Below are 14,066 nucleotides of genomic sequence, written 5' to 3'. Positions count from 1 at the left end.
CGCACCCCTTCCCGCCGCCGCCCTGCCAGACCCCACGGCGAGTGCACTGGCGACCGCAATCGAAAACCTGCCCGACGGCTTCATGCTGCTTGATGCGGCGAATCGCGTCGTTCTGTGCAATGCACGGTACCGCGCGCTTCTCGCGCCGATCGCGGACACGCTGTTTCCGGGGGCGCGGTTCGCGGACATCCTGCGCGCCGGTCTCGCGCGGGGCATGTTCCCCGAGGCGCGCGGCCGCGAAGAGGCCTGGCTGGCCGAGAACCTCGCCCACCCCCCGCCCGAAGGTCAGGCCATGGAGATCGCCCTGTCCGATGGCCGCTGGCTGCGCATCCTCGAACAGCCGACCCCGGACGGCGGACGGGTCGGCCTGCGCATCGACATCACCGCCCAGGTCGCAAGCCGCCGCCGCGCCGAGACCGCCGAGGCCGAGGCCCGGCTGGCGCGCGCGCAACTCCTCAGCGCGGTGGAGGCGCTGCCCGACGGCTTCATCCTGTTCGACGCCGACGACCGGCTGGTGCTGTGCAACGCGCGGCAGCGGGCGCTCTTTCCCGGAATGGCGGACGCCTATGTGCCCGGCACCAGCTTTGCCGAGCTGTTGCGCCACGGCCTCGCGGTGGGGCAGTTCCGCGACACCGGCCCCGATCCACAGGCCTGGCTGGCCGCGCGCCTGGCCGAACGCGCGCTGCCCGCCACCAACCGCGTGCAGCGCATGGTCGGCGGACAGGTGCTGCGGGTGATCGACCGCGCCATGCCCAACGGAGGACGCGTCGGCCTGCGCATCGACATCACCGAACTGGTGGAGGCGCGCCGCGAACTGGCCGACATGATCGCGGGCGCCGACGCCGGCACCTTTCGCGCAGACCTCGACACCGGCGCGCTGATGGTCAACGCACGCTGGGCGGCGATGCTGGGCCACGACGCCGCCACGCTGGGGGCGATGACCCTGGACCGGCTGCGGGCGCTGACCCACCCGGAGGATCGCGCGCGGCTGGACCGCAGCCTGCTGGGCCGCCCACGCGGCCACTTCCGCACGCATGAGGCAGCCCGGGGCGAGGCCGAAGCGGACGCCGCCGACGCCGCAACCGACGCCACAGCCCGAACGGGGGCCCGAACGGGGGCCCGAACGGGGGCCAGTATCGGGGCCAGTATCGGGCCCAGCCCTGCGACCGACGCCCCCGCCGACGCAGGGCTCGCGATCGAGCTCCGGCTGCGCCACCGCGACGGGCGCGACGTGTGGGCGCTGATGCGCGCCCGTGTCACCGGACGCGATGCGCGCGGGCGGGCACGCACCGTCTCGGGGCTGACGCTGGACATCACCGACCGGCGGCGGCGCGAGGGGATCCTGCAGGCTGTCGCCTCGGCGGCCGAGCGCATCCTCGGCGGTGGCGACTGGCTGGCCGAACGCGCCACCATGCTGGCCGAGATCGGCCGCGCCGCCGACGTCGACCGCAGCTATTTCTTCGGCCTGCACCCGCCGGTCGATCCCGCCCTGCCGGACATGCCCTGGACCATCCGCCAGGAGGTGGAGTGGTGCCGCGACGGCATCACCCCGCAGATGGGCAACCCCGAGTTCGACACCCTGGACATGGCCGGTGCCGGTCTGACCCGGATGCAGGCGGCCTTTCGCACCGGGCAGCCCTTCGTCCTGCACGGCCGCGCCGACATGACCGCGGCCGAGCGCGCCGTGCTGGAGCCCCAGGGGATCGAGGCGCTGAGCCTGCATCCGGTCACGGTCGGCCACCGCATCGCGGGGTTCCTGGGCTTCGATCTGTGCCGCCACGACCCGGCCGGCTGGAGCGCGGACGCCACCGATGCGCTGGCCGCGGCCGCGCACATCTGTTCGGCCGCGCTGGACACCGCCGCCGCCCACGCCCGCCTGCGCGAGGCGCGCGACCGCGCCGAGGCCGCGAGCCGCAGCAAGTCCGACTTCCTCGCCACCATGAGCCACGAGATCCGCACCCCCCTGAATGGCGTGCTGGGCGTGGCCGAGCTGCTGGAAAGCGCCGTGACCGAGCCCGAGCACCACCGCATGCTGGGCATCATCCGCCATTCCGGACAGACGCTGCTGACGCTGCTCAACGACCTGCTGGACATGTCGCGGATCGAGGCCGGGCGGCTGTCGCTGGAACACGCCCCCTTCATCCCCGCCGCCGTCGCCCGGCGGCTGCGCGACATCCACGGGCTGGCCGCGCGCGACAAGGGGCTGGCGTTCGAGCTGACACTGGACGCGGGCTGCGACACACCCCGTCTGGGCGACGCGCACCGGGTGCAGCAGATCCTGCACAACCTGCTGGGCAACGCGGTGAAGTTCACCGCGGCGGGCCATGTTGCGCTGGCGCTGCGCGCCCCGCGCGGCGGGCCGCTGGTGATGCGCGTGCGCGACACCGGCATCGGCATGTCCGCCGACCAGCGCGCGCGCATCTTCGACAGCTTCACCCAGGCCGACACCTCGATCAGCCGCCGGTACGGGGGCAGCGGGCTGGGCATGTCGATCGTGCGGCGGCTGGTGGACCTGATGGGCGGCAGCATCCGCGTGGACAGCACACCGGGCGCCGGCACCACCGTCACCGTGTCGCTGCCGCTGCCGGTGCAGCCCGGGGCGGCGGAGGGTGCGGCCGCGCAGGCCAACGCCCCCGCGCCACGCAGCCTGTCGGGGCTGCGGGTGCTGGCCGCCGACGACAACGCGGCGAACCGCTTCGTGTTGGGGCGCATCCTCGGGCGGCTGGGGATCGAGGCGGTGATCGTGCCCGACGGAACTGCGGCGGTGGCGGCGGCGCGGGACGGTGGGTTCGATGCGATCCTGCTCGACATCTCGATGCCGGGGCTGGACGGACCCGGCGCGCTGCGGGCGATCCGCGCCGACCAGGCCGGCCGGGAGGGGCCGCCGATCCTGGCGGTGACGGCGAATGCCATGGCCGACCAGGTGGCCGACTACCTGTGCCAGGGCTTTGCGGCGCATGTGGCCAAACCCTTTGGCGTGGCCGATCTGCGCCGGGCGCTGGATGCGGTGCTGCCGGGCGGACCGTGACGCGCGATGCCCGCCCGGCGCGACCCCGCCGTGCGGTCGCACGCCCGGTTGGCCTTGGCTGCGCGGTCGGCTATCGTGCGACGGGGCAGGCATGCGGACCGCGCCCCGATGCGGGGCCTCAGGCGCGATGACGGCGCTCAGAAAATATCAACGGCTGGAATGTGACGGGCTGTGGCGCGCAGCGCCCGGCACGCAGCGTCGCGATGTGGTTGTGGCGTTTGGCGAGGCGTCGCTGATCCTGTCGGACGTGCGCAGCGGCGTGCCGCTGGCGCACTGGTCGCTGCCGGCGGTCACGCGGCGCAATCCCAGTGCCCACCCCGCGCTGTTCTCGCCCGATGCCGAGGCCGGCGAGACGCTGGAGATCGACGACACCGACATGATCGACGCGCTGGAGACCGTGGCCACCGCGCTGCGGCGCGGCGGGCAGGGCCGCGGGCGCATCCGACCCACGCTGACCGTCGGCGTGATGGTCGCGCTGGGGCTGGCGGTGCTGCTGTGGCTGCCGGGCGCGCTGGTGGATCACGCGGTGCGCACCCTGCCCGGTGCCACCCGCGCCGAGATCGGGGCGGCGATCCTCGGAGATCTGGCGCAGGCGGGCCACCCGGTCTGTGGCGCGCCGCTGGGCCTGCGGGCGCTGGGGCGGTTGCAGGACCGGCTGGGCGTGGGGCGACTGGTGGTCCTGGACGGCGACGGCGCCCCGGCGGCCCTGGCGCTGCCGGGGGGGATCGTCGCGCTGGGTCGCCCGATGATCGAATCCCACGACAGCCCTGAAATCGCCGCCGGGCACGCGCTGGCCGCCGCCACCCGGGCCGAGGCCGCCCCCCCCCTGCGCGCAGCCCTGCGCCACATCGGCACGCTGGGCACCCTGCGCCTGCTGACCACCGGAGAGGTCGAGCCGCGCGCCCTGCGCGGCCACGGCGCGGCGCGCATCGCCCGCCCCCTGCCGGCCGCCGATCCCGCCACGCTGCTGGCGCGCTTTGCCACCGCCGAGGTCCCCGTCGCGCCCTGGGCACGCGCAACCGGCGGCCCCCGCGCCGCCCGCCTGATCGAGGGCGATCCCTTCGGCGACACACCGCCCGTGCGACCGCTGCTCAGCGACAGCGACTGGGTCGCGCTGCAGGACATCTGCCAGCGCTGACACCGCGCCCCTTGCGGCGGGCCGCCCAGCGGCTAGGCTGCAGGCACAACCGCCCGGAGATGCCCATGGCCCTGACCTTCGCCGCGCCCGACGCCGGCGCCATTCCCCTGCACGCCGTCACCCCCGAAGGGCTGGAGGACTGGCTGACCACCCGCCCCGACCCGCAGCGCGGCTGGATCACCGCCCAGGGCTTCCGCGCCCGGCTGGGCCAGACAGTGGCGGTCCCCGACGCACAGGGCCGCATCATTGCCGCCGTGGTCGGGCGCGGCGATGCGGCGGCCCGGGCGCGCACCCGATTCGGACTGGCGCGGGCCGCCGCCACCCTGCCCGAGGGGACCTATGCCCTGATCGGCGATCTGCCCGATGACGAGCGCGACGAGGCCGCGCTGGGCTGGCTGCTGGCGGGCTACCGCTTTGACCGCTACGCCCGCCGGGCCGAGGCGCCGCGCGCCCGGCTGGTCGCCCCCGACGGCGTGGATGCGGCGGCGCTGCAGTCCCTTGCCGCCGCCGAGGCGCTGGCGCGCGACCTGATCAACACCCCGGCCAACGACCTCGGACCGGCCGAGCTTCAGGCCGCGATCGAGGGGCTGGCGGCCGACTTTGGCGCCACCTGCACCACCACCGAAGGTGAGGCGCTGCTGGCCGCCAACCTGCCGCTGATCCACGCGGTCGGGCGCGCCTCGCCCCGCGCGCCGCGGCTGATCGACATGGCATGGGGGGACAGCGGCCCGCGCCTGACACTGGTGGGCAAGGGGGTGGTGTTCGACACCGGCGGGCTGAACCTGAAGCCCGGTGCGTCGATGGGGTTGATGAAGAAGGACATGGGCGGGGCGGCGACCGCCATCGCGCTGGCGCGGCTGATCATGGCCGCGCGCTGGCCGGTGCGGCTGCGGCTGCTGGTGCCTGCGGTGGAGAACGCGGTGGCGGGCGGGGCATTCCGGCCCGGCGACATCCTGACCAGCCGCAAGGGCCTGACGATCGAGGTCAACAACACCGACGCCGAGGGGCGCCTCGTGCTCGCGGACGCGCTGGCGCTGGGGGCCGAGGACGCGCCGGAGGTCATGGTGTCGTTCGCCACGCTGACGGGTGCGGCGCGGGTCGCGCTGGGCCCCGAGCTGCCGGCGTTCTTCACCGACGACGCGGCGCTGGCCGAGGTCACGGTGGCAACCGGCGCGCGGCTTTCCAAGCGGGTCCGGGTGCGCTAAGCCCCCGGGCGTTCGGCAACAAGGACGGCAGCGATGAAATTCACCCTCTCCTGGCTCAAGGACCATCTGGAGACGGAGGCGCCGCTGTCGGCGATCCTCGACGCGCTCACCGATCTGGGCCTGGAGGTCGAGGAGGTGGACGACCCCGCCGACCGTCTGGGCGCGTTCTCCATCGCGCGGGTGATCGAGGCGGTCCAGCACCCCGACGCCGACCGCCTGCGGCTGTGCCGGGTGGAGACATATCCCGACGGCCCAGGCACCGCCCCGCAGGAGGTGCAGGTGGTCTGTGGCGCGCCCAACGCGCGCACCGGGCTGGTGGGGGTGTTCGCGCCCGTGGGCACCCATATCCCGGGCACCGGCGTGGACCTGAAGCCCGGCGTGATCCGCGGCGTCGAATCGAACGGGATGCTGTGTTCCGGACGCGAGCTGGAGGTTTCGGAGGACCACGACGGTATCCTCGACCTGCCTGCCGATGCGCCGCTGGGCGCGCGCTACATCGACTGGGCCGGGCTGAACGACCCGATGATCTACATCAAGGTCACGCCCAACCGGCCCGACGCGCTGGGCGTGCGCGGCATCGCGCGCGATCTGGCGGCGCGCGGGCTGGGTCGGCTGAAACCGCGCGCGATCGCGCCGGTGCCCGGGGCGTTTGCCTGCCCGGTATCGGTGACCATCGACCCCGCCCTGAAGGAGCGCGGCTGCCCGCTGTTCATGGGCCGGGTGATCCGGGGCGTGACGAACGGCCCCTCGCCGGCCTGGCTGCAGGCGCGGCTGCGGGCGATCGGGCTGCGCCCCATTTCGGCGCTGGTGGACATCACCAACTTCTTCACCTTCGACCTGAACCGGCCGCTGCATGTGTTCGACGCGGGCCTGATCCGCGGCAGCCTGCGCATCCACCCGGCGGCGGGGGGCGAGGAGCTCGCGGCCCTCAACGACAAGACCTACCGGCTGGCGCCGGGGATGATGGTGATCTCGGACGACGCGGGGGTGGAAAGCATCGCGGGCATCGTCGGTGGCGCGCCGTCGGGCGTGACCGAGGGCACGACGGATGTGTTCCTGGAATCCGCGTATTGGGACCCCATCACCATCGCCGCCACGGGCCGCGCGCTGAAGGTGAACTCCGACGCGCGGTACCGGTTCGAGCGCGGCGTGGACCCCGCCTTCACCGGCCCGGGGCTGGAGGCCGCCACCGCGATGATCCTGGAGCTGTGCGGCGGCACGGCGTCGGAGGTGGTCAGCGACGGCGCGGTGCCGGACACCGACCGCAGCTATGCCTTCGACCCCGCCCGCGTGGTCAGCCTGGTGGGCATGGACATTCCCGAGGACGACCAGCGCGCCACGCTGACCGCGCTCGGCTTCCGGCTGGAGGGGGATCGCGCCCACCCGCCCACATGGCGCCCCGACATCCTGGGCGAGGCCGACCTGATCGAGGAGGTCGCGCGCATCGCCTCGCTGACGAAGCTGGCCGCCCGGCCCATGGCCCGGCCGCAGCCCGGCGTGCCGCGCCCCGTCCTGACGCCGATGCAACGGCGCGAGGGGGCCGCGCGGCGCACCATGGCCGCGCTCGGCTTCAACGAGTGCATCACCTACAGCTTCATCGACGCGGACGCCGCCGCGCTGTTCGGCGGCGGGTCGGACGCGGTGCGGCTGGAAAACCCGATCTCGTCCGAGATGACGCATCTGCGGCCCGACCTGCTGCCGGGTCTGCTGCGTGCGGCGGCGCGCAACCAGACCCGCGGTCAGGGCGATCTGGCGCTGTTCGAGGTCGGCCCGGTGTTCACGGGCGGAGAGCCGGGCGAGGAGACGCTGGTCGCCACCGGCCTGCGCATCGGCCACGCAGGCCCGCGCGATCCCCACGCCAGCCGCCGCCCGGTGGATGTGTTCGACGCCCGCGCCGACGCCGAGGCGGTGCTCGCGGCCATCGGCGCCCCCGCCGCGCGGATCTGGCGCGGGACCGGCCCCGCCTGGCATCCGGGCCGCAGCGGCGCGCTGCGCCTTGGCCCCAAGCTGACACTGGCCGAGTTCGGCGAGGTGCATCCCCGTGTGCTGGCGGCACTGGACGTGAAGGGGCCGGCGGTGGCCTTCACCCTGCACATCGCAGCCGCCCCCCTGCCGCGCGCCCGCACCACCACGCGGCCCGCGCTGGCGGTGTCGGACCTGCAGGCGGTGGAGCGGGATTTCGCCTTCGTCGTGGCCTCGGACATCGAAGCGCAAGCGGTGCTGACGGCGGCCCAGGGCGCCGACAAGACGCTGATCGACAGCGTGCGGCTGTTCGATGAGTTCACCGGCCCCAAGGCAGAGGCGCAGATGGGCGAGGGCCGGAAATCGCTGGCGATCACCGTGCGGCTGCAACCGCGCGACCGCACCCTCACCGAGGCCGAGATCGAGGCCGTCGCCGCGCGCGTGGTGGACAAGGTTGCCAAGGCCACGGGCGGCACGCTGCGCGGCTGAGGCGCGCTCAGTCGCGGGTCGTGTCGTGGGCGGGCGTCTTTTCGGTCCGCACATAGGCGCGGCCGATCATGTGGGCCGCAATCGGCGCGGTCAGCAGCAGGAACAGCACCGTGGCGATGGTCTTGGCCACCACCGGCATGGTGCCCAGCACCAGGGCCATCGCCGCCAGCACCAGGATCGAGCCCAGCGTGCCCGCCTTGGTCGAGGCATGCATCCGCGTCAGGAGATCGGGATAGCGCAGGATGCCGATGGCGGCTATCAGCGTGAACCCCGCGCCCGCAAGCACCAGAAGTCCGGCGAGAACCTCAATCATCGGCGCCCTCCTTCGTGGCGGCCGCGGGTCCGGTGTCGCGGTCCCGCTCGTAGCGGCGTTCGGCATAGCGCGCCAGCGCGACCGTCGCCAGGAACCCGATCAGGGCCAGCACGATGGCCACGTCCAGAAACGACGCATCCCCGGTGTACACCGCATAGATGCCGCAGAACACGATGATGGTGATCGTCATCATGTCCAGCGCCACCACCCGGTCCGCCAGGCTGGGTCCCAGCGCCAGCCGGACAAAGCCGATGGCCAGCGCCGCCATCACCATCACGAAGCCGATGGTCACGCACCAGTCGAGAAAATCCGCCGGGCTCATGGGTGAAAGGCCTCCAGCACCATGCGTTCCATGCCGCTTTTCAGGTTGGCGATCTCGGCCTCGGGGTCGTCTGCGAACATCGCGTGCACGATCAGTTCGGAGCGATCCTCGGAGACATCCACCGACAGCGTGCCGGGGGTCAGCGAGATCAGGTTGGTCAGGGTCAGGATCTCCATGTCGGTCTTGACGTCCAGCGGCATGGTGATGATGCGCGGCGTGTTGCGCGGCACCGGGCGCAGCACATCGGCCGCCACCTTGACCGACGACAGGAACAGCTCCCAGAAGAAATAGGCCGTCAGCCGGGAAATCCGCCACACCCGCAGGAAGTAGAACCGGTCCATCCCCACCAGCGGCTGCACGATCCACAGCGCGAAGAAGCCGAACACCAGCCCCGTCACCAGCCCGCCCAGCGAGAAGTCCCCCGTCATCGCCGCCCAGCAGAACGCCAGCAGGAAGTTGTAGACAAACGGGTTCATGGCGCCATCCCCCGCACACCCAGCACCGTGTCCACATAGTCGGTGGGCGACAGGAGCTGCGCCGCCGACACCTCGGCGAATTGTACGAAGGGTTCGGGGAACAGGCCGATGCCCACCGTCATGGCCGCCAGCCCCACGATGGGGATCATCATCGGGATGCGGACGGCGGCCGGAATGCGCTCCGGCACCGGCTCGATCCCGTCGGGGTGCGGCTTCCAGAAGGCCATGCCCCAGATCTTGGTCATCGAGAAGATCGTGAGCAAGCCCACCAGCAGCGCAAAGAAGGTGATGACCCAGGCCTGAAGCTCGATCGAGGCCATGACGATCAGGTACTTCGCCCAGAACCCCGACAGCGGCGGAAAGCCCGCCAGCGAGAACGCCGGCACGATGAACAGCGCCGCCAGCCACGGCGAGGACTTGTAGAGCCCCCCGATCCGGTTGAGGTCGGTGTCCCCCGTCAGCTTCTGCGCCACGCCCGCGACCAGAAACAGGTTCGCCTTCACGATGATGTGGTGCACGAGATAGAACACCCCCCCCATCAGCGCCAGCGGCGTGAACAGCGCCAGCCCCAGCGTCATGTAGCCGATCTGGCTGATGATGTGGAAGCTCAGGATCTTGCGGAAGTCGGTCTGTGCGGCGGCGCCCAGAACGCCGGTCACCATCGTCAGCACCGACACCCAGATCAGGATCTCGTGGGTGAAGCCCACGTCGCCCACGAACACCAGCGTGAACATCCGCATCAGCGCATAGACACCGACCTTGGTCAGCAGCCCGGCGAACACCGCGGACACCGCGAAGCTGGGCGTGTGGTAGGACGCGGGCAGCCAGAAGAACAGCGGGAACACCGCCGCCTTCACCCCGAAGCCCACCATGAACATCATGGCAATCACGGTCACGAGGCCCTGGTTCTCCACCGCCGCCACCGCGCCGCGCAGGTCGGCCATGTTCAGCGTGCCGGTCAGGCCGTAAAGCAGCCCGATCCCCGACAGGAACACCAGCGTGGAGATCAGGTTGAGCGCGACATACTTGATCCCCGCGTCAAGCTGCGCCTTCGATCCCCCCAGTACCAGAAGGCCGAAGGACGCGATCAGCATCACCTCGAACCAGACATAGAGGTTGAACAGATCGCCCGTCAGGAACGCCCCCGTGACGCCCGCGATCAGCACCTGGAACAGCGCGTGATAGCCCAGCCGCTCCAGCCGCGCCTCGATCTCGCCCATGGCATAGATGGCGGTGGCAAGGCCGGTGATCGCGGTGATCACCACCATCACCGCCGACAGGTAGTCGGCCACCAGCGTGATCCCGAACGGCGCGTCCCAGTTCGACATCTGCCCGGCGATCACACCTTCGCGCAGCACCGCCGACATCAGCAGCCCGGACGCGATCAGCGACCCGATGGAGCCGGCCAGCGAGATCCACTTCCCCTCCGCCCCGTTGCGCCACAGATAGGCCAGCACCGCCGTCGCGAAGGGGATGGCGATGGGAAAGACCAGAAGCCAGCTCATGCGCGGGTCTCCTCACCGCCCTCGACGGGTTCGGCCTCGCGCATCTCCTCGGTCTCCAGGGTGCGCAGGCGGCGATAGGCCTCGAACGCAAGCGCCAGCGTGAACGCAAGCAGGCCGAAGCCGATCACGATGGCCGTCAGCACCAGCGCCTGCGGCAGCGCGTTGCCCACCACGCCGGTGGGCGCGGACGCCCCCTCGGGCACCAGCGCGGGCGCGCCCTCGGTCATGCGGCCCGAGGCGAAGATCACCAGGTTGGCCGCGTTCGACAGCAGGATCAGCCCGAACAGGAAGCGCAGGAAGCTGGGCGCCAGCATCAGATACACCGATGCCGCGACCAGCACGCCCACGATGATGGCGGTCAGGGATTCCATCAGACCTCCTCCTCGAAGGCGCAGGCCAGCGACACGATGGAGCCAAGCACCACCAGATACACGCCGACGTCGAACACCAGAACCGTGTTGGGCCGAACCACGGCGGTGGCATAGCTGTCGCCACCGACCCACCACCACTGTCCGGTAAAGAACGGATCGCCGAACAGGATCGACACGAACCCCGAGGCCAGCGCGATCAGCAGCCCGACCATCGCCAGCGCCTCGGGGCTGACGCGCAGCGCCGCCTTGGCCTGCGTCGTGCCGCAGGCCAGCATGTAGACGATGAAGCCCACCGCCGCGATCAGCCCGCCGATGAATCCGCCCCCCGGCAGGTTGTGGCCCCGCAGCAGCATGAAGACCGAAAACACCAGAAGCAGCGCCACCAGGATGCGGGCGCCGGCGGAAAAGATGATGGAGTTCACTTGTTCTCCTCCTCGGCGGCGTCACCGGACCGGCGCACCAGCGACCGACCGCCCTTGAGCAGCGCATAGGCCCCGAGCGCCGCGACCACCACGACCGCGATCTCGCCGAATGTGTCGAGGGTGCGGAAGTCGACCAGGATGACGTTGACGATGTTGCGCCCATGGGCGTCGGGATAGCTGGAGGCCTCGAAGAACTCCGTCAGGCGGCGGTCGAAGGGGGCCTGGGTGACCAGCATCAGCACCACCGTCGTGGCCGCGCCGACCCCCACCGCCAGCACCGCGTCCAGCGGGCGGTGGCGCTGGACCCCCTCGCGGTCCAGCATCGGCAGCTTGAGGGCCGCGACAGCGAACAGCACGACGATCAGCAGCTCCACCAGAAGCTGGGTGATGGCCACGTCGGGGGCGGAATAGATGATGAAGATCAGCGCGACCCCGATCCCCACGACCCCCAGCGCCACGATCGCCGTAACCCGGGACGACGTCAGAAGCGTCGCCACCGTCCCCGCGACGATCAAGCCCGCAACCCCCCATTCGCGCACCGACAGCCCCGCCAGCGCCAGCTCCAGCCCGCCCACGTTGCGGGCAAGCAGCCCCGACACGATGGCCGCCAGCAGCACCCCGAAGGTCACGAACATGTAGTCCCGCAGCCGCCCGGTCTGGATGATGCGGGTCTGGCCCTTGGCCACGGCCATGAAATGCTCCAGCAGGCGGTCCCAGCCGGCGTCGAAATCCGGGCCCCGCGCCTCCAGCCGGGCAATGCGCTCGCGCAGGGTCTGATGGCGCAGGTACAGCACCGCCCCAAGCGCCAGCGTCACGACGCTGAGCAGCAGCGGCAGGTTGAACCCCGCCCACAGCTTCAGCCGTCCACCGGTGTCGGGCGTGCCCATCACCGCGTTCACCGCAGGTTCGATGATCAGCGCGGCCAGCCCCGGAAGCAGGCCGAACGCCAGACCCAGAACGGCCAGAATCACCGGCCCCAGCAGCATCGCCCAAGGCCCTTCATGCGGCACACGCGGCAACCGTCCCTGCGGGCCGAAGAACGGCCGCCACGCAACGATCGCCGCCACCGCCACCATCAGCGCATTGGCCGCCAGCGCGAGCAGGATCACCAGCGGCCAGAGCGGCGAGCCGGTGGCCCCGGAATACGCCACCTCCTTGGCGATGAAGCCGAGGAACGGCGGGATGCCGGCCATCGACAGCGCCGCCAGCGCCGCCGCCAGCGCCGTGATCGGCATCACCCGCGCCAGCCCGCCCAGCACATCGGCATCCCGCGTGCCGGTGGCATGGTCCACCAGCCCGATGGTCAGGAACAGCGCCGCCTTGTAGAGCGAATGCACGAACAGGAACGCCATCGCCCCGGTGATGGCATAGCCCGAGCTTCCGCCCAGCAGCATCGTCAGCGTGCCCAGCGCCATCAGCGTGGTGTAGGCCAGCGTCTGCTTCAGGTCGATCTGGCGCAGCGCCATGATGGAGGCGAACACCGTGGTCACGCCGCCAAACAGCGTCAGCGTCCACAGCCAGACCTCGGAGCCCGACAGGCTGGGATGCATCCGCGCCAGCAGATAGATCCCCGCCTTCACCATGGTGGCCGAGTGCAGATACGCCGACACCGGCGTGGGCGCCGCCATCGCGTTGGGCAACCAGAAATGAAACGGCACCTGCGCGGATTTGGTGAACGCGCCCAGCAGCACCAGGATCAGGATCGGCAGGTACCACGCGCTGCCTGCCAGGCTGCCACCCGCGTTCAGCACCGAGATCTCGAACGTGCCCTGTGTCAGGCCCAGCAGGATGAACCCCGCCAGCAGCGCCAGCCCCCCCGCCGCTGTCAGCAGCAGCGCCTGCAACGCGTTGCGGCGCGATTTCGGATCGGCATGGCTGAAGCCGATCAGCAGGTACGAGGTGAAGGTCGTCAACTCCCAGAACACGAACAGCGCGATCAGGTTGTCGGCCAGCACCAGCCCCAGCATCGACAGCATGAACAGGAACAGATACAGCGCGAACCGCGCGAACTGCTTGTGCCCGGCCAGATACCGCGCCGCATACAGCATCACCAGCGCCCCGATTCCGGTGATCAGCAGCGCGAACATCAGGCTGAGGCCATCGAGCCAGAAGCTGAGCGTCACCTGAAGCGAGGGGATCCAGTCCCAGGCCCAGCGGATGGACCCTCCGGCGGCGATGGTGGGCGCGTGGCCCAGAAACCAGACAAACAGTGCCGCGGTGATCGCGGCCGGCGCGATGCCCGCAAAGGTGATCCAGGGGGCGTTCGGGTCGGTATCTTCGGCCATCGTCCCTCGTGTCCGTTGCGGCGTGCCCGACGCGGCGGGCGACCTGACTATCCTGCCTGCGCGACCCGTATCGGGCGTCCCGCGGGCGACATGTCGCATGTCCCCGGCGAATTCGCAACGCCACGGCGTGCACGGCGTTGCGAAGTCCACCTAGGGGATCGGCCCCGGGCCGCAACGGCTTGTGGCGCGTCCGGCCCGGTTTCCTGCCGGTTTTCCACGCGAAGCACCGGGGCGTGCACAAATTTCAGGCGAAACCTCGGCGCTGGCGCAGCAGCCCCCAGCAGCACACCGCCGCGACCAGCGCCATGGCCATCGCCACGCCGATCAGCGCAGGACCGCCGCCCGCCTCGAACGCCACTGCTGCCAGGAACGGTGCGGCCGCGGCCCCCAGCAGCGGCGCCACCGCGATCGCCCCCGAGATCCGCCCGAACCCCCGCGCGCCCAGCGCCTGTGCCGTCAGCACCGGGCGCAGGATGCTCATCAGCCCCGCCGCCACACCTTGCAACGCGGCAAAGGCAAAGATCAGCCCCGGCGCCAGCCCCGCCAGCCA

12 protein-coding genes are annotated in these 14,066 nt (G+C 71.3%); 4 read left to right on the top strand and 8 right to left on the bottom strand.

All coding sequences use genetic code 11. The features are described 5' to 3' along the window. From CCR87_RS03155 to pheT, 4 genes are all read left to right on the top strand, one after another. A partial coding sequence (locus CCR87_RS03155) for a PAS-domain containing protein (protein ID WP_207186531.1) occupies nucleotides 1-3,028 on the top strand: 3,028 nt, incomplete at its 5' end. Nucleotides 3,029-3,155: 127 nt separating this feature from the next. Further along, nucleotides 3,156-4,166 carry a hypothetical protein gene (locus CCR87_RS03150; RefSeq protein WP_201156070.1) on the top strand — a complete coding sequence of 337 codons (1,011 nt, stop codon included), beginning with the start codon at nucleotides 3,156-3,158 and terminating at the stop codon, nucleotides 4,164-4,166. A gap of 65 nt (nucleotides 4,167-4,231) precedes the next feature. Then, nucleotides 4,232-5,371 carry a leucyl aminopeptidase family protein gene (locus CCR87_RS03145; protein ID WP_201156068.1) on the top strand — a complete coding sequence of 380 codons (1,140 nt, stop codon included), beginning with the start codon at nucleotides 4,232-4,234 and terminating at the stop codon, nucleotides 5,369-5,371. Nucleotides 5,372-5,404: 33 nt separating this feature from the next. Then, nucleotides 5,405-7,822, top strand: a complete 2,418-nt coding sequence (pheT, locus tag CCR87_RS03140) for a phenylalanine--tRNA ligase subunit beta (protein WP_201156066.1) — start codon at nucleotides 5,405-5,407, stop codon at nucleotides 7,820-7,822. Between the two features lie 7 nt (nucleotides 7,823-7,829). Here the strand turns inward: pheT and mnhG are convergent, their stop codons facing one another. The 8 genes from mnhG to CCR87_RS03100 form a co-directional block, all read right to left on the bottom strand. Then, nucleotides 7,830-8,135, bottom strand: coding sequence for a monovalent cation/H(+) antiporter subunit G (gene mnhG, locus CCR87_RS03135; RefSeq protein ID WP_201156064.1), 306 nt, complete (start codon nucleotides 8,133-8,135; stop codon nucleotides 7,830-7,832). Then, nucleotides 8,128-8,457: an MrpF/PhaF family protein gene (locus CCR87_RS03130; RefSeq protein ID WP_201156062.1), complete on the bottom strand. Its 330-nt coding sequence runs from the start codon at nucleotides 8,455-8,457 to the stop codon at nucleotides 8,128-8,130. The genes mnhG and CCR87_RS03130 overlap by 8 nt, the downstream gene beginning before the upstream one ends. After that, nucleotides 8,454-8,933: a Na+/H+ antiporter subunit E gene (locus tag CCR87_RS03125; RefSeq protein ID WP_201156060.1), complete on the bottom strand. Its 480-nt coding sequence runs from the start codon at nucleotides 8,931-8,933 to the stop codon at nucleotides 8,454-8,456. Before CCR87_RS03125 ends, CCR87_RS03130 begins: the two co-directional genes overlap by 4 nt. Next, nucleotides 8,930-10,438, bottom strand: coding sequence for a Na+/H+ antiporter subunit D (locus tag CCR87_RS03120; RefSeq protein WP_201156058.1), 1,509 nt, complete (start codon nucleotides 10,436-10,438; stop codon nucleotides 8,930-8,932). The genes CCR87_RS03125 and CCR87_RS03120 overlap by 4 nt, the downstream gene beginning before the upstream one ends. Next, nucleotides 10,435-10,809: a Na+/H+ antiporter subunit C gene (locus tag CCR87_RS03115; protein ID WP_201156056.1), complete on the bottom strand. Its 375-nt coding sequence runs from the start codon at nucleotides 10,807-10,809 to the stop codon at nucleotides 10,435-10,437. The genes CCR87_RS03120 and CCR87_RS03115 overlap by 4 nt, the downstream gene beginning before the upstream one ends. Next, on the bottom strand, nucleotides 10,809-11,231 hold the full coding sequence (locus CCR87_RS03110; RefSeq protein WP_201156055.1) for a Na+/H+ antiporter subunit B: 423 nt from the start codon (nucleotides 11,229-11,231) through the stop codon (nucleotides 10,809-10,811). The genes CCR87_RS03115 and CCR87_RS03110 overlap by 1 nt, the downstream gene beginning before the upstream one ends. Next, nucleotides 11,228-13,516 (bottom strand): putative monovalent cation/H+ antiporter subunit A, encoded by a 2,289-nt coding sequence (locus CCR87_RS03105; protein ID WP_207186530.1) that lies wholly within the window; start codon nucleotides 13,514-13,516, stop codon nucleotides 11,228-11,230. Before CCR87_RS03105 ends, CCR87_RS03110 begins: the two co-directional genes overlap by 4 nt. Nucleotides 13,517-13,760: 244 nt before the next feature. Beyond that, a partial coding sequence (locus tag CCR87_RS03100; RefSeq protein ID WP_420850142.1) for a hypothetical protein occupies nucleotides 13,761-14,066 on the bottom strand: 306 nt, incomplete at its 5' end.

Source organism: Rhodobaculum claviforme, assembly GCF_016653255.1.
Classification (GTDB): domain Bacteria; phylum Pseudomonadota; class Alphaproteobacteria; order Rhodobacterales; family Rhodobacteraceae; genus Rhodobaculum; species Rhodobaculum claviforme.
The sequence above is the reverse complement of the archived record's forward strand: the minus strand, read 5'-3'. Positions and strand labels throughout refer to the sequence as shown.